At 67.7% G+C, this 21853-nt stretch carries 14 protein-coding genes and 4 pseudogenes; 10 read left to right on the forward strand and 8 right to left on the reverse strand.

The annotated features are described in order from the left end of the window. The first annotated feature begins 101 nt into the window (after positions 1-101). Positions 102-1067, forward strand: a complete 966-nt coding sequence (locus ACWEK3_RS05205) for a pirin family protein (protein ID WP_453248968.1) — start codon at positions 102-104, stop codon at positions 1065-1067. 953 nt (positions 1068-2020) lie between these two features. On the opposite strand, the gene ACWEK3_RS05210 is transcribed toward ACWEK3_RS05205, so the two are convergent. Continuing rightward, positions 2021-5770, reverse strand: coding sequence for a type ISP restriction/modification enzyme (locus ACWEK3_RS05210; RefSeq protein WP_453248969.1), 3750 nt, complete (start codon positions 5768-5770; stop codon positions 2021-2023). Between ACWEK3_RS05210 and ACWEK3_RS05215 the strand changes: the two are divergent. After that, a pseudogene (locus tag ACWEK3_RS05215) lies at positions 5685-5861 on the forward strand (VapC toxin family PIN domain ribonuclease); the annotation flags it as partial. The gene ACWEK3_RS05210 and the pseudogene ACWEK3_RS05215 overlap by 86 nt on opposite strands. A 257-nt stretch (positions 5862-6118) precedes the next feature. Here the strand turns inward: ACWEK3_RS05215 and ACWEK3_RS05220 are convergent. The 3 genes from ACWEK3_RS05220 to ACWEK3_RS05230 form a co-directional block, all read right to left on the reverse strand. Continuing rightward, entirely contained in the window at positions 6119-7210 is a 1092-nt protein-coding gene (locus tag ACWEK3_RS05220; RefSeq protein ID WP_453248970.1) for an integrase core domain-containing protein, read from the reverse strand. A gap of 69 nt (positions 7211-7279) precedes the next feature. After that, positions 7280-7495: a hypothetical protein gene (locus ACWEK3_RS05225; protein WP_453248971.1), complete on the reverse strand. Its 216-nt coding sequence runs from the start codon at positions 7493-7495 to the stop codon at positions 7280-7282. Positions 7496-8183: 688 nt separating this feature from the next. Next, positions 8184-8693 carry a hypothetical protein gene (locus ACWEK3_RS05230; RefSeq protein ID WP_453248972.1) on the reverse strand — a complete coding sequence of 170 codons (510 nt, stop codon included), beginning with the start codon at positions 8691-8693 and terminating at the stop codon, positions 8184-8186. 120 nt (positions 8694-8813) lie between these two features. Here ACWEK3_RS05230 and ACWEK3_RS05235 point away from each other — a divergent pair. Further along, positions 8814-9020 (forward strand): annotated as a pseudogene (locus tag ACWEK3_RS05235) (helix-turn-helix domain-containing protein); the annotation flags it as partial. Between the two features lie 78 nt (positions 9021-9098). Here ACWEK3_RS05235 and ACWEK3_RS05240 read toward each other — a convergent pair. The 3 genes from ACWEK3_RS05240 to ACWEK3_RS05250 form a co-directional block, all read right to left on the reverse strand. Next, positions 9099-9809 (reverse strand): IS6 family transposase, encoded by a 711-nt coding sequence (locus tag ACWEK3_RS05240; RefSeq protein WP_453249015.1) that lies wholly within the window; start codon positions 9807-9809, stop codon positions 9099-9101. 404 nt (positions 9810-10213) lie between these two features. Continuing rightward, positions 10214-10849, reverse strand: a complete 636-nt coding sequence (locus tag ACWEK3_RS05245) for a class II aldolase/adducin family protein (protein WP_351525312.1) — start codon at positions 10847-10849, stop codon at positions 10214-10216. A 19-nt stretch (positions 10850-10868) separates the two neighbouring features. Beyond that, positions 10869-11918 (reverse strand): sugar-binding transcriptional regulator, encoded by a 1050-nt coding sequence (locus ACWEK3_RS05250; RefSeq protein ID WP_453248973.1) that lies wholly within the window; start codon positions 11916-11918, stop codon positions 10869-10871. A gap of 508 nt (positions 11919-12426) precedes the next feature. Here ACWEK3_RS05250 and ACWEK3_RS05255 point away from each other — a divergent pair. From ACWEK3_RS05255 to ACWEK3_RS05285, 7 genes and pseudogenes are all read left to right on the forward strand, one after another. Beyond that, positions 12427-13746, forward strand: coding sequence for an MFS transporter (locus tag ACWEK3_RS05255; protein ID WP_453248974.1), 1320 nt, complete (start codon positions 12427-12429; stop codon positions 13744-13746). A 51-nt stretch (positions 13747-13797) separates the two neighbouring features. Beyond that, entirely contained in the window at positions 13798-15390 is a 1593-nt protein-coding gene (locus tag ACWEK3_RS05260; RefSeq protein ID WP_453248975.1) for an FGGY family carbohydrate kinase, read from the forward strand. 28 nt (positions 15391-15418) lie between these two features. Beyond that, a complete protein-coding gene (locus ACWEK3_RS05265) occupies positions 15419-16447 on the forward strand; it encodes an NAD(P)-dependent oxidoreductase (RefSeq protein ID WP_453248976.1) in 1029 nt (342 codons plus the stop codon). Positions 16448-16595: 148 nt separating this feature from the next. After that, the gene (locus tag ACWEK3_RS05270; RefSeq protein WP_453249016.1) at positions 16596-18017 is read left to right on the forward strand and encodes an aldehyde dehydrogenase family protein; all 1422 of its coding nucleotides are present in this window, start codon (positions 16596-16598) and stop codon (positions 18015-18017) included. Further along, positions 17996-19255, forward strand: a complete 1260-nt coding sequence (locus tag ACWEK3_RS05275; RefSeq protein WP_453248977.1) for an MFS transporter — start codon at positions 17996-17998, stop codon at positions 19253-19255. The genes ACWEK3_RS05270 and ACWEK3_RS05275 overlap by 22 nt, the downstream gene beginning before the upstream one ends. Positions 19256-19652: 397 nt before the next feature. Further along, positions 19653-20075, forward strand: a pseudogene (locus tag ACWEK3_RS05280) (AMP-binding enzyme); the annotation flags it as partial. Positions 20076-20705: 630 nt separating this feature from the next. Continuing rightward, positions 20706-20864: pseudogene (locus ACWEK3_RS05285) on the forward strand (hypothetical protein); the annotation flags it as partial. Positions 20865-21103: 239 nt separating this feature from the next. Here ACWEK3_RS05285 and ACWEK3_RS05290 read toward each other — a convergent pair. Next, complete coding sequence (locus ACWEK3_RS05290; RefSeq protein ID WP_453248978.1) at positions 21104-21832, reverse strand: TetR/AcrR family transcriptional regulator; 729 nt, start codon at positions 21830-21832, stop codon at positions 21104-21106. Between the last annotated feature and the right edge of the window lie 21 nt (positions 21833-21853).

Raw genomic sequence — 21853 nt, forward strand, 5'->3', positions numbered from 1 at the left:
ATTGGTTGAATATTCCACTACGCTGCCGTCGCCGGCCGCGAAGGCCCGCGAACGACGGCACGCGGGGACTTTCGGCGCCTCCTGGGGCTAGGTTGGGCGCCATGAGCAATCTTGACCGCGAGTCGGTCCCCGCGGTGTGCGGCGGCCGTGGCTTCGTGGTGGCGGAGCCCGTACGAGAACTCCTCAGTCCCCGCCGCGTCAAGCTCGGCGAGTCCACCGAGGTGAGGCGGCTGCTGCCGAACCTGGGCCGCCGCATGGTGGGCGCCTGGTGCTTCGTCGATCACTACGGCCCCGACGACATCGCCGACGAGCCCGGCATGCAGGTCCCGCCGCACCCGCACATGGGCCTCCAGACGGTGAGCTGGCTGCGCGAGGGCGAGGTGCTGCACCGCGACTCGACGGGCAGCCTCCAGTTGATCCGCCCCGGCGAGCTGGGCCTGATGACCTCAGGCCGGGCCATCAGCCACTCCGAGGAGAGCCCCAGGTCGCACGCCCGCTTCCTGCACGGCGCGCAACTGTGGGTCGCCCTGCCGGACACTCACCGCCACACCGACCCGAGCTTCGAGCACCACGCCGAACTGCCGACGGTCACCGCCCCCGGCCTCAAGGCCACCCTGATCCTGGGCGACCTCGACGGCGCGACCTCGCCCGGCACGACGTACACCCCGATCACGGGCGCCGACCTGGCCCTGACCCGCGGCGCCGACGTACGCCTCCCGCTGGACCCGGACTTCGAGTACGCCGTGCTCTCCATGTCCGGCGAGACCCACGTCGACGGCGTACCCGTCCTGCCCGGCTCGATGCTCTACCTGGGCTGCGGCCGCACCGAACTCCCCCTGCGCGCCGACTCGGACGCGGGCCTGATGCTCCTGGGCGGCGAGCCGTTCGAGGAGGAGCTGATCATGTTCTGGAACTGGATCTGCCGGTCTCAGGAGGAGATCGTACAGGCCCGTCGAGACTGGATGGAAGGGTCGCGGTTCGGGGAAGTGAAGGGGTACGACGGGGCCCCGCTGCCCGCTCCGGAGCTCCCGCCGGTCCCCTTGAAACCACGGGGAAGGGTGCGCTGACCTGCGGAAACGTCTGAGTGTCGGCGGCTGGCGGGTGGGAGGCGGTTGGGTGCTTCCTCCCACTTTTCGATCGCTCGCGGGGGGACGGCTGAGCGGGTTGCGGACCTGAGTGGGGGTGGCGGGCGATTCCATGGTGTGGCCGTCTGTGAGCAGCTGTGGCAGTGCTTTTGCTGACCTAATGCTGACTTTGCTGACGCTCCGTCAGGCGCGGTTGGGGCGCTCTTTTCGCAGCTCTGTCGCGCGCGGCGGTCTTTGCAGGTTCGGTGGCGGCCGGGCGAGTGCTGACCTGGCGGACGGTTGCGCCACCCGCCAGCGCGTGAACGTGGCGCTCGCCGTGTCCCGTTGTGGAGAGTCAACAAGTTTTGAGTGCCGTAGTTGCCGGTTGGTGAGCGCTGATCTTCTTGGGTTGATGCGCGAAGTGCTGCGTCTCAACATTGCGTTTGAGTGCCACCAGCAGGTTCTTCGTCTGCTGGTGGTACAGGGCTTGCGAGCCCCTGAACTGCGGTAATGGTGTAAGAGGTGGCCTTTGCGGCTCGGTTGGTCCGCGTATGGTCCGGAACTTTCCTGTCCCGTGGCTTCGTGAGCGCGGGAGGAGCTGAGGGCAGCCGGAGGGCGACGCCTTATGGGAGGCGCCTTATTGGGGGCGCCTGCGTGTGCGATACCACATAGCACATGTCGTAGAAACCGTCCACGGACGTCCAGTTGATCCAGGGTGAGCACGTAAGTGCAGGTCAAATCCCTGTGACGTGAGTGCGTCCGCGGAGTTGGTGACCCGCCCGTGATCGCTTGTGATCGCTCGTGACAGGTGAGGACCCCCGTCGGCTCGCTCCGGCGGGGTCCTGCGTAGACGGGGACCTGATACGACGACGCCCCGCTGGCTTGCTGCGGCGGGGCGTCGTCGTGCAGATATTCCGTTGATGTTGCGGGCGTCAGGCACTCAGGCCGGGCGGGTGTCAGTCCGAGAAGTCGAGGCTCTCCTGACCAGGGCCGGGGGTGCGTCGAGACTTCCGCGGCGGTTTCGGTTCCTTGGTTGCGTAGGCAGGTACGGGCAGGATGCCCTCGCCCCGTAGGTCGTCGGCGGTGATGAGCGGGCCGCTGCTCACGGCGTCCAGCAGCCGGGCCTGTCGGGGTTCGAGGGCTACGAGGAGCCCGAGCGCGTTGATGAGGTCAAGCAGGTCAACGGTCCACCGGGCAGGCCAGGTCGGGGGCAGGATGTCGTTCAACGGGGTCTGTCGTTCCACGTCTGGCTTGCGCTTGCGGAAGCTGAACCACTTGCGGATCACCTGCACCCCGCCGATCCGATAGTCCCAGACTTCCGGCGCCACCGGACGTATGCAGCCCGTGCCCACCGTGAGGGTTCGCGTGGACGCGTCGTAGGAGATGTCCTCAGGTAACCCGTCGTCCTCTCCGATCACGACGACGCATTCCGGTTGTTCCTCCGGGGGAAGCCTCGGGGACGAGCCAGGTGAACTGTCGTGGTGGGAGGCGAAGCGCTGGCCGTACGTGTGGATCCATACCGTGCGCCTACCCACTTCCACGAGTTCCGCCCATAGAGCCGGGTCGCGTGTTATAGGGATACGGGCACCGCGCTCGGCGAGGTTCGCGGCGAAGCGGCGGGTGTAGCCGCTGTGGCCGGCTGTTCCCGCGATGTACGCGAAGAGGTCCTCGGCGGTGACCGTCACGCCGTGCGTCTTGGTGAGCAGCCGCAGCAGGCCAGGGGTGACGTTTGGTTCAGCCTGGTGGGGGTGGCGGTAAAGAGGGGCGACGCGGCCGCCTTCGGTGCCTTTGAAGTGATGAATGTCGGGCAGAAGGGCGGTGAAACTCACCGCCGGCCCCGGACGGCCTGATTCCGTGTGGAGTTCGGACAGGTAGATCTGACGCTGGTCGTTGTGGGCGAACCACAAGGCCGGCCGCGGTCGGTCGATCACTCTTCGGTCCGCGATGATGTACTGCCGGTCGAACGTCATCCGTCCGTACTTGACGATGACCGGAACCCTCTCTTTCTCTGCGGCAAGACTGCCCGTCTCCTGCTGGCCGGGCAGTGGTGGTTCCAGCTTGTCCGGACGGCGGTCTCCGGTGCTCTTCATCAGCTCCGCTTTGGCGTCTGCCGGAGCCTGGACGAGCCTGTGCCAGCGCCTCTCCAGAACGTCCCGGCTGGGTGAGACGGGCCAGTTGCGGTTGTTCTTGTTGCCGGAGCTCGTCCAGGGCAGCAGGGCGTCCACCGGTGGCATTGCCGACCACTCGGAGTCGGACGTGACGTGAAAGGGCGCGGTCCACTGTGTGGGGCAGAGCTGCCAGGAGGTCCCTCCGCGATGGCCGTCGAGGCCAAGTCCTTCCAGCCAGTCGAACTTCTCCTCGCGTGTGCCCGCGGGGACGTCGAGTCGCCAGACCCGCGCCGGTGTACCCGCGTCCGGGGCGCCATGGCGGACGAAGACGGCGATGCAGATCTCCCGCTTGACATCCTGGAAGACACGGGTGCGCGTGTCGGAGTAGGCGCCCTCGGGGGAGAGACCGATGACCCAGCCCTCGTCGGCGACCTCGCGCAGGTAGTGGCGCATGCCGGCCGAGCCCTCGCTGTCCAGGTATCCGGAGTTGGTGATGAGGGCAACGATCCCGCTGGGGGCCTTCGGCGCTCCCGAGGCGGTCAACTGGTCGAAGACCTTCCAGGTGGACCACGCCCAGAAGTAGACGTAGAGGTTGTCGAGGGCGTATCCGACGCGTCCGTTGTCCTCTGGGTGGAAGCGGGCGAGGATCGGGCCTTGGCCGTTCGGGTTACCCTCGGTGACCCAGCGTCCGACGCCCGACTGTCTCGCACCCCGCAGGTAGGGCGGATTGCCGATGACCACCATGACCTTCTCGTCCGCCTTGATCTTGTTCGCCATTCGGCGGTGTCGGGCGATCGCCTCGTACATGAAGCCCAGGTGGTGCTCGACGGCGGGATCGTCGAGTGTGTCGGCCACCAGAAGCCTCGGCGGGCGGCGCGTGATGTCGGCGTCGTGGGACCGGAAGGCGTGGTGCACACGGAGTTCGGCGACGGCGTACGGCCCGGTCTGTTTCTCCAGCCCGACCAGTCGGCCCGAGAGTTCCCTGAGAAGCCCGGACTTGAGCGTCCTGCCGTACTTCAGTGACAGGGACTTGGCGACGTGGTCGATGATGTTGATGAGGAAGGTCCCGGTGCCCATGGCCGGATCGACGACGGTGACGTCCTCGCTTCCGTACCCGTCCTCCTGGCCGAGCCGGTCACGCAGCACCTCGTCGGTGAAGCCGACCATGAAGCGGACGATTTCGCCGGCCGTGTAGTAAGTACCCGTCCGCCGTCGCAGTTCCGGGTCGTAGGCGCTCAGAAAGCCCTCGTACAGGTGGAGGTAGGCGTCTCCGGTCTCGTCCTTGAACATCTCGGGGTCGACGGCCGATAAGACGTCGATCAGCGGGTCGATGATGCCCCGCAGATCGTCGAGGGCGTCGTCCGTCAGCACCGCGAGCGCCTTGCCCATCAAGGAATGCCGCTTGCCCAGTCGGATTGCGACCTCGGGGAGCGTGAGCCTGCCCAGATCAATGTGCTCAAGACGAGCCAGCAGCATGGCAAACGTCAGCGTCTGACCGTATTGGTCCGCGAACTCCTCCGGGCGAGCGTCGGGGAAGAGCAGGTCCTTCCAGTTGTCGGCCAGGATCGAGAACGCAGCGTCAGCCTCCCCGTGCTCCTCGCGGGTGAGGCGTTCGGTGACCTCGTCACGCAGCAGGGCGCAGATTCCCGCGATGCGCTTGACAAGTTCGTTGATGCTGTCGTGGACGATGGGCGCCGGCAGGAAGAAGTGCGTGAGGGCGCGCTCGAACCCGGTGTCCGCGACGACGAGTTGCCGGCTACCGGAATCAAGGTCTCCGACCAGGATCCCGGTCGGGCCGACCTGTATGCCGAAACGGTAGACCGCCCACTGGTATCCGTCGGTGTACAGCACATTGTGGAGTGCCTTGATCTTCTCCCACTGCTTGCGGTCGTGGCTCTTCGCCGACCACTTCTCCGGATCGGCCCCCGAACCCGGCTGCTTCAGCTCGACGTGCCCTATGGTCCTGCCGCCGCAGGCGATGGCGAAGTCGGGCCGGATCCCGAGTTCCTTGATGCGACTCTGACCGTGGACGATGAGCTTGAGGCGTTGCCGCGAGGCCATGCCACGCAGCAGATGCTCCATCGGCGCGGTCAGGCTGTCCTCCTTACTGCTGACCGCCCCTGCGGGACCTTGCAGCTTGGCCCTGACCTCCTCGCCGAACTGAGCGACGAGGTTCGCGACCGATCCGGTCGTGCCCTTTCCCGCCGAGACGTCCCCTCTTGCCATCGGCCCCCCAAGGTTGCACCCACGCCGACGATCAGACCCATACAGAATTCCCATGACATCCCAAGCAGCAAACGCCAGTGGATGTAGGTTGATCGGTGTCATGTCACCAAAGAGCCGCGTACGGAGGTAGGTTGGAGCGTGAGCCGGGAGTGCATCCCGGGCGTGCGTCAGCGTGCGGAGCGCAATCGGTGGACGGCACGGCGATCTTGCAGGCACGCTGGGGGCGATCGCGGGGAGCTGCATGCGTGCGTCAAACGAAGCCATCATGGCTGCGGAGCTCCTGGTGATGTCCCCGCTGCTGCTCTCGGAGATCGACCACGTCGCCACGCGCGAGCTCGGCCGTGAAGCGGCGCTCAGCGCGGTCGGCGACATCCGACATTGGGTGCGACGAGGCCGTGTCGTTCTGTCCGAGATCACGGATGATCATCTGGGTGTCACCCAGTCGGTACGCGCCCGCTATCGCGACTCAGGGGCCGTAGGGGCTCCAGTGCCCGAGGAAGGGCCTGAGGTCGTCGGCTCGTGGCTCGGGGATGTCGGGCAGTCGGGGTGGTGTGTGTAATGGGTCGAGGCGCTCGACGGTGGATGCTGCCCAGCTGATGCATGCTTCGGCTTCGGTTCTGGTCTGCCCCGGGGTCATGGCCTCGACTCGCGTGCGTACGGCGCTCAAGTACTCCTTCAGTCCGGTGGCGTTGTAGGTGCCGAGAACCACATCCGCGCTGTTCACGCGGCATGTTGGTACTCGTGCAGGATGCCGCTGAGGCGGTCGCGACGGCGGACGTCCAGGTGGGCGAGTCGGCCGGGTTCGACGATCGGTTCGGGCAGCGGACGCAGGGGCGCGGCGCCCGCGAGGACGCGGTGGGGCCGGTGCTCGTTGTAGAAGGCCTCGTACTCACGCAGTGCATGCAGCAGGTGAGCCTGGTCCCAGATGAGAGTGCGGTCGAGGAGTTCGGCCCGGCAGGAGCGGATCCAGCGCTCCATGAGCGCGTTCATCCGGGGCATCCTCACCCCGGTCTTCAATACCTCGATGCCCTCGCCGGCCAGAACGGCGTCGAAGCCGGGCGGGTAGCGCACGTCGCGGTCCCGGATCAGATAGGCGACCTTCGTTCCGGCGTTCTGGACGTCCATGGCGAGGTTCCGCACGAGCTGGGTGATCCAAGCCGCGGTCGGCTGTGCGGTGACGCCGAGGATCCGCACGCGGCGGGTGGCGTGCTCGATCACCGCCAACACGGTCAGGGTCGCGCCGGTGAGGGTCTTGGCCTCGAAGAAGTCGGCGGCCAGGATGGCGTCGGCCTGGGAGCGCAGGAACGCGGCCCAGGTGGTGTGCTCCCGTTCGGGTGCGGGTGGGATGCCGTGTTCCTTGAGGATGCTCCACACGGTCGAGGCGGCGACCTTGATGCCGAGCGCGGCGAGTTCGCCGTGCACGCGCCGGTAGCCCCATTGCGGATTCTCCTGTACCAGGCGCAGGACCAGGACGCGGATGGAGCGGACGGTGCGGGGTCGGCCCGGGCGCTTGGGGCGGGATTCCTTCGCGTGGCGGCGGCGCAGCAGGTCGCGGTGCCAGCGCAGCAGGGTTTCCGGCGAGACGATCAGGTGGAGCCGGCGAAGCCGTGCCCGGGGGAGGCGGTGCAGCAGTGCCGCGAGCAGCGCCCGGTCGGGCCACGTCAGTTGTGGCTTGTCCACCTGTCGCTGAAGTACAGCGAGTTGGTGGCGCAGCGCCAGGATCTCCAGGTCTTTGTGACGATCGCTCATCGGCAGCAGCTGTATGAAGCTGAACGCTGTCGACAGGGCGAGATACGGCAGTCGCAACGGCACAGTCGCCTATCTTCGCAGCCGGCCCGGGCGTGCTCCAAGAGGACCTTCCCCCCGCGGGAGGCTGACGCCTCAACTATGCACCGCTGACCGCACATCAGGCTTGTGGCCAGCGTGGATGCAATATCCGGCACCTACAGCCTTGGGCGCCTCGGTGGCCCGCATACCAAATGCCCGCCTGGTGGCCGCCGAGGCGGCGAGGGTGAACTCCGCGCGACTGTGTTCGATGGCCTCCATCGAGACGATCTCGCGGGGGAACATCAGGGCAAGGGTCCAGTCGGTGAGCACCCGCAGGCGACGGTTGACCGAGGGGAGCTTCGACAGGCGGTAGGTGCGATGGGCCAGTTAGGCCGGAAAGCCCAGCAGCCGCACGCCGCGGATCTCCGTTGCCCCTTGGCACAGGCCCAGACTGGCGACGGAGCCGAGGGACAAAGGCACAGAGCTCGCTGGCTGGTACCAACACCAGTGGATCCTCGGCCGCGAGGGCTTCTTCGTTCAGACCTACGACTGACGCCCCTCGCCCCCGGCGGCTGTCCGGCTTCCTCGACGAGCAGCCGCCACATCTGGAGCAGGTACGACTCCAGCCCGTCGCGTTCGCCGCTAGCGCTCACCTGCCACCGGTCGGCGGCAGGAAAGCCGAGCGAGCGGCAGATGCGCACCGCGTAGCGCCCCGGCATGCCGAGCGGGATCGGCAATTCGACGAACCCGCCCATCAGCTCGGCCAGCACGACGATCCCCGACAACGAGTCAATGGCGACCTCCGCTACCAATGGCACCTTCGAATCGGGTGGCTCGCCGTCCCACACCTGGACGCCCACGACCACATCGTGATCGCGGATCAGGCTCATTACCCGCACACTCCGCGCGCCCACCCCTGGGCTCTTGTCCGCGTTGAGCGGCGGCTGCTCGACGTCGTCCCAGGCGAAGTCATGCAGCGTGAACTGGCAGTGGTCCACGGTGACGTACCGCTGAGCGGTCACCACAAGATTCCGCACCCTCCCACCATGCCAGCCCGCACCACTCCGCGACGGATACTCGGCGTCCGGTCCCGGCGTGTTACAGCAGCCCTGACAGTGGCAGGGACGTCGGCTTCGGCGAGCCAGTCGGCGGTGACCAGCAGGTCGGCGTGCTCGGCGACATGGTCGGGTGGCAGGGAGCAGAACGCTGCGACCCGGTCCAGGTGCAGCCCGCCGTCCTCAACATGTCCAAGCCGTCCGGCGGGGCGGTTGTGGGCGGCGGTGTACAGGGCCAGGAGCCGGGTGACGGCGCCCAGCTTCTTCTTACGGATCTTCCGGTCGCCCACGACTTTCTGGGCCCAGCCGGAGATCCGCGCGCGGGTGGTCTTACCGAAGGTGAACGGGCGGGGCTGCTCGGGCAGCAGTGGGGGCACGGTGATGGTGGTGGGGTCTTCGGGCCGGGAGGCCATCACCTCGGCGACGGTGCCGGGCAGGCGCAGCCAGTCGGCCGTGACCAGCCGCTGAAGCATCTGTTCGACATCTTCTGGGAGCCAGCCGGTGATGTTCCCGGTGCCGACGCGGGCAGCTCGCAGGGGTGAGCATGAGGACCGCGAGGCGCACCTCGGCCTCCGTGTGCGGGGCGTGGGTATCTGTCCAGCAGCACCCTGCGGCACCTGACCGGGCAGCTCGCAGTTCGGCGACGGGAGATCGGTACGCGGTGGCGACGATTGCCTGCCGGCCGTCAGGCCCTGCTTGCCCTGGCTCACCTGCGGTGCGGCGACACCTATGCTCAGCTTGCCGCGGCGTTCGGAATCGGCATCGCGACCGTCTACCGGTACATACGCGAGGCCATCGAAGGGCGTTGTCACGTTGTTTAGGATGGTGGGTGTCTGACGTCGCGTCAGGGTGTGGTCGGGCTGGGTAGCGGCCTTGGGTCAGGCCCTGGCAGGCTGGCCGGCGGCGCGGGTGATGCGGTCCCAGATGGTGAAGCGGATGGTCATCTCGAGACGGTGTTCGGGGGTGGTCATCAGGTGGCGCCGGGGTCGGAAGTGGGGCGAGATGCCGCTGAACGCGGACAGGAACCGCTGGGCCGTGCCGGCGCTGCGGAATTTTTTCATCGCGCGTTCGCGCTGCCGGGTGGGCTGGTGGGAATTTTCGGCCCGGTTGTTCAGTCCCTTGTGGGAACGGTGCTCGACCGAGGACATGACCTCACGGTGGGCGGCACCGTAAGAGCGGAGCTTGTCGGTCACGATCACCCTCGGCACCGACCGGGTCTTCTTCATCAGCTTCCGGAAGAAACGCCTGGCCGCGGCCGTGTCGCGACGGCTCTGGACCAGGATGTCAAGTACGTTGCCGTCCTGATCCACCGCGCGCCACAGGTACTTCCGCTCACCATTGATCTTGACGAAGACCTCGTCGAGATGCCATTTATCGCCTGGTACGGGGCGGTGCCGACGCAGCGCGTCGGCGTAGGACTGCCCGAACTTCCGGCACCACCGCTGCACCGTCTCGTACGAGACGACGACGCCGCGCTCGAGCATCAACTCCTCGACCTCACGGAAACTGAGCGGGAACCGGAAGTACAGCCACACGTAGTGCGAGATGACCTCTACCGGGTACCGGTGGCCCCTGTACGACGCCGGCAGGAGGACGCTCGGGGCGGACGGGCGGGTGCGGGGCCACAGGGTGATCGTGCCGTCCTCGTGTGCCGTGGCGAGAGTGCGGTGGCCGGGCGCGAAGGCCGGCGCGGACACCGGTGCGTTCGTGAGGGAGGAGCCGATGAGATCCCACAGCGCTGCGATGTGGTCGAAGCGGACGGTGGCCACAGTGTCGCCGCCCGGGGCGAACGCGACGACCAGGACGCCGAGCTGCCCGGGGTCGTCCTGGTCATCATGACCCGGCGCAACGACGGCGAACTGCAGCAGGTGCTCGACATGGCCGCCGAACTCGGCGTGCCGCGGGCCGGCGTCCTGCGGGCCCGTACCCGCTGGAAGGAACTGGCGCTGCCGTCGTACTCGGCACGCACCTCGTGGGGAACGTGGGGCGCTGCTCACGCGTGGTGCAGAGCCGCAAAACTCTCTGAAGGGAAAGTTGTCTTCTGGTCACCCAGCGTAAGAGCTCTGTAGGTCGCGGTTGCGGCCTCCTCAAGGTTCATGATGCGGCGGAACGCCATGCCGATGTCCTCGGCGTGCGCGGAGCAGCCGTGGTGGGACTGGATGACGCAGTTGTGCGTCTTCGCCTGCTCAGCTGTGGTGTCCGCGAGTTCGTCCGAACCGTTGGGGTTGTAGGGGACGGTGCCGATGGAGCGCACGTAGTACGCGTGGTCGAGGGACACGAGCCGGATCTTGTGACCGAGGGCATCGAGGAGGACGGTGTGTTGGGGATGGAGGTGTATCACGGCGTTGACGTCCGGACGCTCCTGGTAGGTGCGCTGGTGCAGCTTCCATTCGCTGGAAGGGCGTTCGGCCCCGCCTGTGACGTCCCCGGCCAGGGTCATGCTCGTGAAGTCGTCCTTGCCGAGCCGGTCCAGCCAGGTGCCGGCGCCGGTGACGACGAAGGTGTCGCTGCCGGGCAGGCGCGCGGAGAGGTTGCCGCCGCTGGCCAGCACGAAGCCGCGTTCCACGGCCAGACGGCCTACCTCTGCGAGTTGGGTGAACAGGCCCTCGACTGTGGTGGGGTGTTTCATCGTGTTTCCTCTGAGTATTTCAGGCCGTCACGGGTCTGGCGACGGGGCGGGTGAGGACGGCGCGAGCGCTGTCGATGTCAGTTACCACGATGTTGACGAGCCCCGTCTCCAACGCGGTGAACAAGGGAATGTGTTTCTCGATGCCGCCTGCGATCCCCACTCGGGTGGGGATCGCCCGCATGTGTTCCAAGGTCAGTCCGATGACACGCTTGTCGATCGGTCCGTCGACAGCTTCACCGTTCGCGTCGAAGAAGCGGGCGGAGGCGTCTCCGACAGCGCCGAGCTCCCGGAGAGTCGCGAACTCGGTCTCGGTGACCGAGCGGCGAAGAGCCTGGGCGATGCGGGCCGTGCTGCCGATGCCCACGACGAGAGCGTCGGCTGCGGCTGCGGCATCGAGAGTGCCCTGGACCTCGTCGAGCCCACGGATGGCGGCGGCTGCCTCGGGGGCCGTCGCCAGTAGCGGGGCGGGCAGGTGGTATGCCGTGCCGCCGACGACGCGGGCGAGAGTGGTAGCCACCTCGTGTGGATTGGCTTCACTGGAGCGCCCGCCGCGGCTTCCCGCCAAGGGCACGACCTCGACGGCGCTGTCGGACTGATAACGCAGATGGGCGACGCTGGCCGCGACGGCCGTACTCATGCCGACCGCGACTCGCTGGACGTGCGGGAGGACCGAGGCGAGGGCCTCCGCCCCGGTCACGCCCAGCGACGAAGGTGACCGCTCCTCACCGGGCCCGAGGCTGGGGCACACCCATGCGCTCTGCAGGCCGAACCGGCGTACGAGGGCTGCCTCGATGTCGGCGAAGGGACGCTCGTCACTGTGAACGGTGATCTCAACGATGCCGGCGCGTCGGGCCTCGGCAAGGACTCTGGTCACCTTCACCCGGGACAGGCTGAGAAGCTCACCGATCTCGGCTTGGGTGAGACCGTGGTCGTAGTAGAGCCGGGCCGCCTTGCCGAGCAACGGATCGTGAGCATTTGTTCGCACCGCTGCACCTCCGTTCACCATAATGCCCGGCCGCACTGCGGAGCGCAAGGCTGTCCGATGGATCTTCGATCGAGCACGGGCCATTGCTGCCGCAAGCCAGGAGGCTCTGCGGGAAGCCGGGAGAGTTGTCCGGCCCGGCCGCCCCGACGATGCACGAGACCGGTACTGCAGAGCCGCGCTCCGCGGACGCCAGCGCCGGTGGTGCGCCGATGAATACGGGCGATGACGGAGCGGGCCGGCCCAAGCCGGCCGACTCCAAGGTGCGCGCCGTCACGGCCCCCGAGCAGCGTTTCCGGTCGCGGTCCACGGCCCCTTCACCGGTACGGGTTGCCGCCTGCAAGCGTTCGCACCCGGCTGTGGCGAAGGAGCACCCCTCGCAATTTGGGCGTACTCGTCGTATGGCGACAGGCGGTCGCCATACTCGCATCACTGCTGGTCAGGGCGTAGTTGGTGAATGATGCTCCTGGTGCGGACAACGCTGCAGCAAGCCTTGGAAAGCGAAAGAAGCACCTTGACAGCGCAGGCGGCGGAGTCATGATGTTTGAGCACCGGTTCACCGAGTGTACAAATGTTCAGGCTCAAGGAGGAGTCTATGACGACGCAGGACGGCGTCGCGCAGCCGCAGAGTCGGTGGACGCATGCCCTTACGAACCAAGGAATCTCCCGGGTCCTGCTCTGGGGTTTCATCGCCCTCATGCTGTTCATGGTCGGCGACGGGATCGAACTCAGCTTCCTGTCGACCTACCTGGAGGAACGCGGGTTCAGTGGTGGTCAGGTCGCCGGGCTGTTCAGCGCTTACGGCATCGTCGTGGCGGTCGCCGCCTGGCTGGCTGGCGCACTGGCCGAGGCCTGGGGCCCGCGCAGGGTGATGCTCATCGGCGCGTGCCTGTGGATCGTGCTGGAACTCGCGTTCCTGACCCTCGGCGTTATGCAGGAGAACTACCCGGTGATGATCGCGACCTACGCGATTCGTGCCATCGGTTACCCGTTCTTCGCCTACGGATTTCTTGTCTGGGTCACCATGGAGACGCCCGACGCGGTCATGGGCAAAGCCGTCGGCTGGTACTGGTTCTTCAACGCCATGGGCCTGGGGGTCATCAGCGGGTACTTCGTGGCCGTCGCTGTCGAACCGCTGGGGGAACTGGCCACCCTGTGGTCGTCGCTGGTATTCGTCGCGGTCGCTGCCCTCATGATCGCAGTGCTGGTGAAGTCCCGGGCCGGCGCGCGCAGAGTCACCCGTGCGGAGACCATCGAGGGGCTCAAGCGCGGCATCGCCATCATGAAGGAACGTCCGAAGGTCGGTGCCGGCGGCGCTGTCCGCCTCATCAACACGATCTCGTACTACTCGTTCGCCGTGTTCCTCAACGTGTACATGGTCAAGACGGTCGGCTTCAGCCAGTCGCAGTGGTCCTCGATCTGGGGCACCATGCTCGCGGCGAACGTGGCCGCGAACCTCATCTCCGGTTACGCCTCCGACCGGTTCGGCCGCATCAATGTCATCGCCTGGGGCGGCGGAGCTGCCACAGCGATCACTGTTCTCGGGTTCTACTACCTGCCGCAGGCGGTCGGTGCGAACTACGTCGTCGTCATGGCCCTGGGCATCGTCTATGGTCTCGCGCTGGGCATGTACGTCCCGCTGTCAGCCGTCGTCCCGCTCCTGGCTCCGCAGCACAAGGCGGCCGCAGTCGCGGTCCTGAATCTCGGTGCCGGCCTCAGCAACTTCGGGGGCCCGGCCGTGGCGGCGCTGGTCGGGCCGCTGGGTGTCGGGCCGGTTGTCTGGATTCTCGCGGCGCTCTACATCGTCGGGATCTTCCTCACCTTCCTCTTGCGTGAGGTGGGCGTCGAAGCCCCGGGGCACGGTCCACAGGTCGATCCAGCTCCCCCGGTGGCCACTCGGGTCATCTCTGAATAACCCGGCCCAGGCTGATCCGCTGGAGAACCCGAACGGGGAGAGTAGGTATCGATGAGAAGCCGAGTCCAGGCCGTGCTGGGCATCGACGCCGGCACGACGTCGGTGAAGTCCGTCGTCATCAGCACGACGGGTGACGTGCTCGGGGCCGCCAGATCGACGGTCCGTATCCGGCGGCCGCAACCGCACTACGCCGAACAGGACATGGACGAGGTCTGGTCTGCTGTCGGGCAGACGATCAGCGCGGCACTGGCCGAAGCCGGTGATGTCGAGCTGCTCGGGCTCAGCGTGACGGGCCAGGGCGACGGCGCATGGCTCGTGGACGCCGGCGGACGTCCCGCCGGGCCAGCCGTACTGTGGCTGGACGGCAGAGCTGCCGAGCGGGTGGCTCGATGGGAGGCCGACGGGCGCGGGGAACTGGTCCGCTGCACGACGGGTTCGGCCCTGTTCCCGGGAGCCCTGCCCGTTCTCCTGGAAGAACTGCAGGACAGTGATCCCGGGCTCATCACCCGCGCGGCGACGCAGCTCAACTGTAAGGACTGGATTCGTTTCCAACTTACGGGAGTTGTGGGGACGGAGGCTTCCGAGGCCTCGCGCACCTACCTGGACGTTGCCACGGGGCGCTACTCTGAGGAGCTCATCGAAGGCCTGGGCCACGGCGGTTTCCGTCGGTTGTTGCCGCCCCTGTTTCCACCCGACGCGGTATGCGGCCGAGTGACGGAGAAGGCAGCGCGAGAGACCGGCCTGCGCGTCGGTCTGCCCGTTGCGACCGGCCTGGTCGACACACCGGCCGGGGGCGTCGGCCTGGGAGTCGTCGGGCCGGGCGAGGTGTACGCGATCCTCGGCACCACCGCGTTCGTCGGTGCCGTACAGGAGCGCGTCAGCGCGCCCGTCGACGTACCGGTCATCACCCTCAACCTGGGCCAGGGAACTCAGGTCATCGAGTGCCTCGCCCCGATGAACGGCACCCCCAACCTCGACTGGGCGCGAGAGGCCACAGGCCTGGCCGGGCTGGAATGGGCACAGATCGAGGAACTCGTCAACGCCGTTCCGGCCGGGGCCGGGGGGGTGCTCTACCTGCCCTACGGGGGCGTAAGCGGTGAGCGAGCGCCTTTCGTGGACACCGCGGCCTCGGCGGCATGGCTGAACATCACCGTACGCACCAGCCCGGGAGAACTGCTGCGCGCCGTCTACGAAGGCATTGCTCTGTCCCTGGGCGAATGCATGGACGTGCTGGGCATCAAGGCTGACGCGACGGTCCGGCTCTGCGGCGGTGGGGCGCAATCGCCGGTCGTCTGTCAGATCGTCGCCGACGTGACCGGTCGCCGCATCGTCCGCTCCACTTTCGCCGAACTCGGCGCCCGCGGTGCGGGCGCGCTGGCCCTCGTTGCTGTCGGCGCGGCACCCGACCTTCCCGCCGCGCTGGCCCAGTTCGGCGACGACGCTCAGATCTTCGAGGCAGATCCCCGTCTGCGAGCCCTGCACGACGCCCAGGCCCAGGTGTTCCGCGACGTCCGCGACGCCGTGCGACGCCACTGGCCGGACCTGCGGGCGGTGCAGGCGGCCGCACACGCCGCCGACGCGAGCCCCGCGTCCGAACCCACGGCCGCCCTCTCCGCGGACGCACCCCCCGTAACCACCACCTGATCCCTGACTACGAAATCAAGGAAAATTCGTGTCGAACCAGACCACCCACAGCGCCCGCCCACTCCTGCTGGTCACCGCGCCCTTCGACCATGCCCGAGCCGAGCTGCTCGAGGACGTCTTCGACGTCGAACTCGTCGAGCCCTCTCTGGCCGGCACATCGCTGGCGACCAGGGGACTCGACGAGCAGCTCGCCCGCGCGACCGCACTCGTGTGCGAGGTCGACGTCGTGGACGAAGCCACCTTGGACAAGGCACCTGAGCTGCGGGTCGTCGTGTCCTGCCGTGCAAACCCGGTCAACGTCGACGTGGAAGCGTGTACTGCACGCGGGATCGCCGTCCTGACTACCCCGGCCCGCAATGCCGACGTCACCGCGGATCTCGCCTTCACACTGCTTCTCATGACCGTTCGGCACACCGGCCGGGCCGAACGCTGGCTGCGCAGCGGTGCATGGAAGTCCGAGGACGTGTTCGAGCCCTACTCGACCTTTCGCGGGCTCGGGCTGTCCGGACGCACCCTCGGTATCCTCGGTGGTGGCGCCATCGGGCGCCGGATGATGCAGCGGGCCCGGGCCTTCGGCATGGATGTCGTCGTCTACGACCCGTTCCTCCCGTCCGACGCGTTCGGCGACCAGGCGCGCATCGTCGAACTCGACGAGGTGCTGTCCACGGCCGACATCGTCACCGTCCACGTCCCGCTGGCCGAGTCCACCATCGGGCTGATCGGTGACCGGGAGCTGCGGCTCATGCGTCCGGATGCTTACTTGGTGAATGCAGGGCGCGCCGCGGTGGTGGAGGAGGACGCGCTCGTCAACGCGCTCGCCGAGGGGCGGATCGCCGGGGCCGGGCTCGACGTGTTCTGGACCGAGCCGGTCCCCGCCGACCATCCGCTGCTCAGCCTCGACAATGTCACCGTCACCCCTCACATCGGCGGCGCCTCCGACGACGTCGTGACCGAGCACTCCAAGATCGCCGAACGCGGCCTGCGCGCGTGGGTGGCGGGTGAGCGGCCCCCCGCGATCGCCAACCCCGCCGTGCTCGAGCCGACCACCGCGCGCTAAGGCGCCCGCACCCGCTCACTTACCGCAACGCAATGCCTCAGGAGGGCCATACATGAGCGTCATCGAAGACGCCAGCACGACACCCGACCTCAGCCCAGCCGTTTCGGCTCTGCTCCAGGCCCCACCGCGGCTCCTCATCAACGGTGAGATGGTACCGGCTGACAAGGGCGGCACCATCCCCGTACTGAACCCCGCCACGGGCCGGCAGATCGCGACCGCAGCCGCGGCAGGAGTCACCGACGTGGACCGCGCCGTGCGGGCCGCGGCTGCGGCGATGGAACTCGGTTCGCCGTGGCGACGGATGTCCGCCCTCGACCGCGGCCGGATCATCGAGCGCTTCGCCGCTCTGCTCGAGGCCCACGCCGAAGAACTCGCCGACCTCGAGGCACTCGACGGCGGTAAGGTGCGCAGCTCCGCTCGCCAGAACGACGTGGAACTATCCATCAAGCACTTCGCGTACTTCGCGGGCTGGCCCAGCAAGATCGAGGGAAACACCATTCCGGTGTCCGTGCCCGACACCATGGTGTGGACCGAGCGGGAACCCGTTGGTGTCGTCGCGCAGATCATTCCATGGAACTTCCCTCTTCTCATGGCGGCTTGGAAGATCGCGCCCGCCTTGGCCGCCGGGTGCGCGATCGTCCTCAAGCCCGCCGAGAACACCCCGCTCGTCGCGATCCGCCTGGGCCAACTGGGCCTCGAGGCCGGACTGCCCAACGGTGTTCTCAACATCCTCCCCGGCTACGGACCGGAAGCAGGCGAGGCGCTCGTCGAACACCCACTCGTGGACAAGATCGCCTTCACGGGTTCCACCCGTGTCGGGATCCACCTGGCGCAGAAGGCGGCCGCACAGGTCAAGCGCGTGACGCTGGAACTCGGCGGGAAGAGTCCGAACATCATCTTCGCCGATTCTCCTGTCGAGGAGGCAGTGGCCGGCGCGGCATCGGCGATCTTCTCGAACTCCGGCCAGTCGTGCAGTGCCGGTTCACGCCTCTACGTCGAACGCTCCCGCTTCGACGACGTCGTGGGCGCCCTGTCCGAACGGGCTGACAGCATGCGCGTCGGACCGGGGCTCGATCCGAGCACCGACCTCGGTCCGCTCATCAGTCGAACCCAGCTCGACCGAGTCCGCGGCTATATCGACGGCGCGCTCACCGGTGGCGCGACTGCCGCCGCCGGTGCAGTAGCCCCGGCTGGCGTCGACGCGGACGGATACTTCCTGCGTCCCACCGTTCTGACCGATGTCGACGACACGATGGCAGCGGTACGCGAGGAGATCTTCGGTCCCGTCGTCGTGGCCCAGCCCTTCGACTCCCTCGAGGAGATCGCGGCGCGCGGCAACGACTCACCCTACGGTCTCGCGGCCGGCATCTGGACACGTGACATCGCCCGCGCGAACCGCCTGGCGAAACTCCTCAGGGCGGGCACCGTCTACATCAACATGTACGGTGCCACTGATGCCGCAGCACCGTTCGGTGGATTCAAGACCTCAGGCTACGGCCGTGAGATGGGCCACGCGAACCTCGAATCATACCTCGAGACGAAGACGGTATGGACAAGCCTGTCGATGTGAGCTGCAACGTGCGGCCGACCCGGGTGCCGGCCATGGTCCTCATGGACGACCGGCTGCGCCCTGGAGCCGTCGCACTGAACGTCACTCTCGGGGCGCTCGTCCAGGTGCTGGCACTGAGCACGTGGTACGCGACGTCAGCGGTGGCGCCGCAGCTGGCGCGGCACTGGAACCTCGACTCAGGCGAAGTCTCGTGGCTGACGAGCTGCGTCCTGCTCGGGTTCGCGGCCGGAGCGCTGGGACTGGGGCTGCTGCGCGTCGCCGACCGGGTACGCCCGGGAGTACTCCTGCCGCTGGGCTCGCTGATCGCTGCCGCGTGCACAGCGCTGCCTGCGGTTCTACCCATCGGATTCGCGCCGACCCTTGCTCTGCGCGTCCTCACGGGAATCGCTCTTGCGGCGGTGTATCCGCCGGGGATGAAGGCCGTCGCCTCATGGACCCTGGCCCGCCGCGGGTCGGCAGTCGCGCTGGTCGTGGCTTCCTTGACGTTGGGCAGCGCTCTTCCGCACGCACTCCGCACGCTGCCGTTGCCGGGCTGGCGAAGTGTCCTCCTCATCTCGGCGGTTGCCGCGGCACTGGCAGCCGGGCTGGCGACGACGACTCGGACCGGCCCGCACACAAGCGAGACCGACACACTACGGATCGGTGCCGCCTGGCAGCTCTTCCGTAACAGGCGACAGCGGCTCGTCACCTTGGCCTATCTGGGCCATATGTGGGAGGTCTACGGCCTGTGGACATGGTCGGTCGCGTTGCTCGCCGCGTTGCCCGGTTCGGGGGGCCCTGTCCTCGGTGTCCCGGGATGGGGCCCGTTCCTGCTGATCGGCGTAGCCGGGGCCATCGGCTGCTTCGGCGCAGGTTCCGCAGCCGATCGGTGGGGCAGAGTCCGTGTCACGACCGTAGTCGTCACCATCTCGGCCTGTTGCTGCCTCCTCGCACCAGCGTTGCCACTTCTTCCCGACATAGTGACTGCGGTGATGTTGATCGTTTGGGGGGCATCGGTGATCGGGGATTCACCGATGTACTCAGCGTTGCTCGCTGACTCCTCCGACCCGACCGCCGTGGGGACGGCCCTGACCGTGCAGATGGCGCTCGGATACTCTCTCGCGGCGGTACCGGTCCTCCTGCTGCCGCACCTGGCCGCGCACGTCGGATGGCCCTGGGCCTTGCTGTCACTGGCGCCCGGACCACTGGCCAGTGCCTTGAGTCTCCGGAGACTGCAGAGGCTTGACCGGACCAGTTGAGGCCCGGTGAGGTGTCTTGGACGTGGCCGCGTCCTGGTGAGGCGGCCGCTGGGCGATCGGCGTCGTCTCACCTGACACTTTCGGCACTCCCGACCTTGGAGGAGGTGTCCGCCTGCCTCGCCTCACGTCTGAGTGGGAGCCGCGTGGCGTGACACTCGTCCGCTGCTCCGCAGCGGCAGCAGTGCGCGGGTCAGGTTGAGCTTGTTCCGCTTCGACGGACACGTTTGGTGTGGTGGTCAGGCCGCCAAGGCGGTCTCGTATTCGGCGGGGGTGCGGTATCCGAGGCTGCTGTGGAGCCGGTGTACGTTGTATCAGCTTTCGATCCACTCGAATATTGCAGTGTGGGCGGCGGCGCGGCTGGGCAGGGGCTGCTGTCGCCCAGCTCGTTCTTCAGGGTGGAGAAGTCCAGCGGCCGCTGCCCGGCATCGCGGCCCCGGTGGTGGACGACGAGGCGAACGAGGTGTCCAACGGCGGCGGTGGCTACCTGGTGCTCACCGAGCCGTGGCCGTCGATGCTGCGCACCATCTGGGGCGACGACCGGCGGTTCATCGACACCTACTGGTCTCGCTTCGAGGGCATGTACTTCGCCGGTGACGGGGCCAAGAAGGACGACGACGGTGACATCTGGCTGCTTGGCCGCGTCGACGACGTGATGCTCGTCTCCGGGCACAACATCTTCACCACCGAGGTCGAGTCCGCCCTCGTCTCCCATCCGTCGGTCGCCGAGGCGGCCGTGGTCGGCGCGGCGACCGAGACGACCGGGCAGGCGATCGTCGCCTTCGTGATCCTGCGCGGCACGGTTACGGAGACGGAGGCCCTTGATGATCAACGACTTCAGGTGATCCGACTCGGTCACGGTCTCGTTCGCTGCCACGCTGTGTCCCCTCCTAGTCATCAGGATGATCAGCCAATCAACCGGCGACCGGGGCCCGCAAGATGGCCTTCGGTCAGGGGCCGGTCAGGATGCTGTGGGTGCAGATGCGGCGCCGCACGATGTGCCGGGCCCCGGCGACCTGCTCCCGGCCGTACGACCACGTCCGCGGCCGTCCGGCGCCCAGGTGAGTTCGTAGACGCCCGGGGCGGAGCGGACGCGCTTGATCCGTAACCCCGGGCGGAACTGGCGGCCGGTGCGCAGGTCGGGGACGAAGGCTTCCTGTACGACGCGGCGGAAGCGCCGACGCTGGGCGGGGGTGAGGTGCTGGAGGTCGGCGGTGAAGCGGGGGAGTGACTCGTACGTGGGCACGGTGTCCTCCGGGCAGCACAACGAAGCCGGAGAGTGATGACACTGGCTCGCTGGCCGGAGCCGCTTCCCGCCTGACGGGCACCTGAGAAGAAAGTTCGGTCGCTGCTCCCGCGTGGCGGGACGTACGGCTGATCGGCCTTTTATCGCAGGTCAGGGCCGTGTGGCGTGGCCTGCATGATGGACATCGAGCTGATCACCGCCGGGTAGATGTACCGCTACTACCTGCGCCAGGTCGTCGTCGGCGACGGCCGCCGACCGGCCCGCACGCCACTCGCCCAAGCCCAGGAAGAGGCCGGGGTCCCGGCCGGGCGATGGATGGGACGTGGCCTTGCCGTCCTCGGCCTGGCGGCGGGAGACGTCGTCACCGAAGCGCAGCTGCGGAACCTCTTCGGCGAAGGCCGGCACCCGCACACCGACCGGATCGAGGCCGCCCAGCTCTCCGCCGGGAAGAAGCCCCCGGCCGCGCGCAGGGCCGGGGCGCTCGGCCAGCGGGTGAAGGTCACCGGGCCCGGTGATCTGGCGGGCCTTTGCAGCTGGCCGGTCGGCGATCCGAATCCGTGCGTTCCTTCACTCAGCACCACAGTTCGGACTGTAGGCGACGGGGCTCAAGCGTTTCGGGTCGAGCGTGCGGCCGCGGAGAGGACCGCTTCGACCGCGGTGTCGTACACCGCCTTCTGGTCGACGCTGCTGAGCGCGTCGATGTGGGCGTGGGTGACCGGGTGCTCGCCCTGCGGCAGCCGGGCGTAGACCCGGGTCCACGTCGTGGTGTCCTTCTCCTGGACCTCGGGTTCGAGCGAACTGAGCGCGGCGGCGTGTGCGCAGAGTCCCAGGGTGGTGTCCACGAAGGTCCGGTAGTACAGGACGGTCTGGGCGGGTGCCAGCCCCGAGCGTTCGAAGGCGGCGAGCTGGAGTTCCACCAGTCGCTGCTCGGCGGGCCCGCCGGTGGTGCGTGCGAACGTCAGCACGGTGATCGCCGGGAAGCGGGTCTGGATCTGCCAGGTAGCCTCGGCGATCCGGCGCAGGGTGTCCTGCCAGGGCTCGTCGTCGGGCACCCGGCCGATTTCGTCGAGGATCATCTCGATGGTGCGCTCGCACACGGCGAGCAGTAGTTCGTCCTTGTCGCGGAAGAGCCGGTAGAGCGTTGTGACGTCGGTTCCCAGCTCCTGGGCGAGTCTGCGCATGGTGAGGCTGGCGGCGCCCTCGCGCTCGGCGAGCTGGATCGCGGCGTTCACCGCGGCCTCCTGCCGCAAGCTGCGGCGCTCGTGCCGACTGGGCTGCTGGACGGTGCCCTCCCCGGACCGCTTCTCGGCTGCGGTCGCCGTCTTCTTCGCCATGGATCTCCTCGGTCGGGCAGC

It is taken from the genome of Streptomyces sp. NPDC004721, from assembly GCF_053601495.1.

Bases quoted from the DNA above. Each gene is read 5' to 3' on its own strand.
- ACWEK3_RS05205 (WP_453248968.1), top strand. From the start codon at position 102: ATGAGCAATCTTGACCGCGAGTCGGTCCCCGCGGTGTGCGGCGGCCGT.
- ACWEK3_RS05210 (WP_453248969.1), bottom strand. From the start codon at position 5,770: ATGTCGCCGACCGCGCTGAGCGCCGCTTCACGGCCGAGCTCGCGCGTG.
- ACWEK3_RS05230 (WP_453248972.1), bottom strand. From the start codon at position 8,693: ATGCTTCAGCGGCTGGTCACGGCCGACTGGCTGCGCCTGCCCGGCACC.
- ACWEK3_RS05245 (WP_351525312.1), bottom strand. From the start codon at position 10,849: ATGAAACACCCCACCACAGTCGAGGGCCTGTTCACCCAACTCGCAGAG.
- ACWEK3_RS05250 (WP_453248973.1), bottom strand. From the start codon at position 11,918: ATGGCCCGTGCTCGATCGAAGATCCATCGGACAGCCTTGCGCTCCGCA.
- ACWEK3_RS05255 (WP_453248974.1), top strand. From the start codon at position 12,427: ATGACGACGCAGGACGGCGTCGCGCAGCCGCAGAGTCGGTGGACGCAT.
- ACWEK3_RS05260 (WP_453248975.1), top strand. From the start codon at position 13,798: ATGAGAAGCCGAGTCCAGGCCGTGCTGGGCATCGACGCCGGCACGACG.
- ACWEK3_RS05270 (WP_453249016.1), top strand. From the start codon at position 16,596: ATGGTACCGGCTGACAAGGGCGGCACCATCCCCGTACTGAACCCCGCC.
- ACWEK3_RS05275 (WP_453248977.1), top strand. From the start codon at position 17,996: ATGGACAAGCCTGTCGATGTGAGCTGCAACGTGCGGCCGACCCGGGTG.
- ACWEK3_RS05290 (WP_453248978.1), bottom strand. From the start codon at position 21,832: ATGGCGAAGAAGACGGCGACCGCAGCCGAGAAGCGGTCCGGGGAGGGC.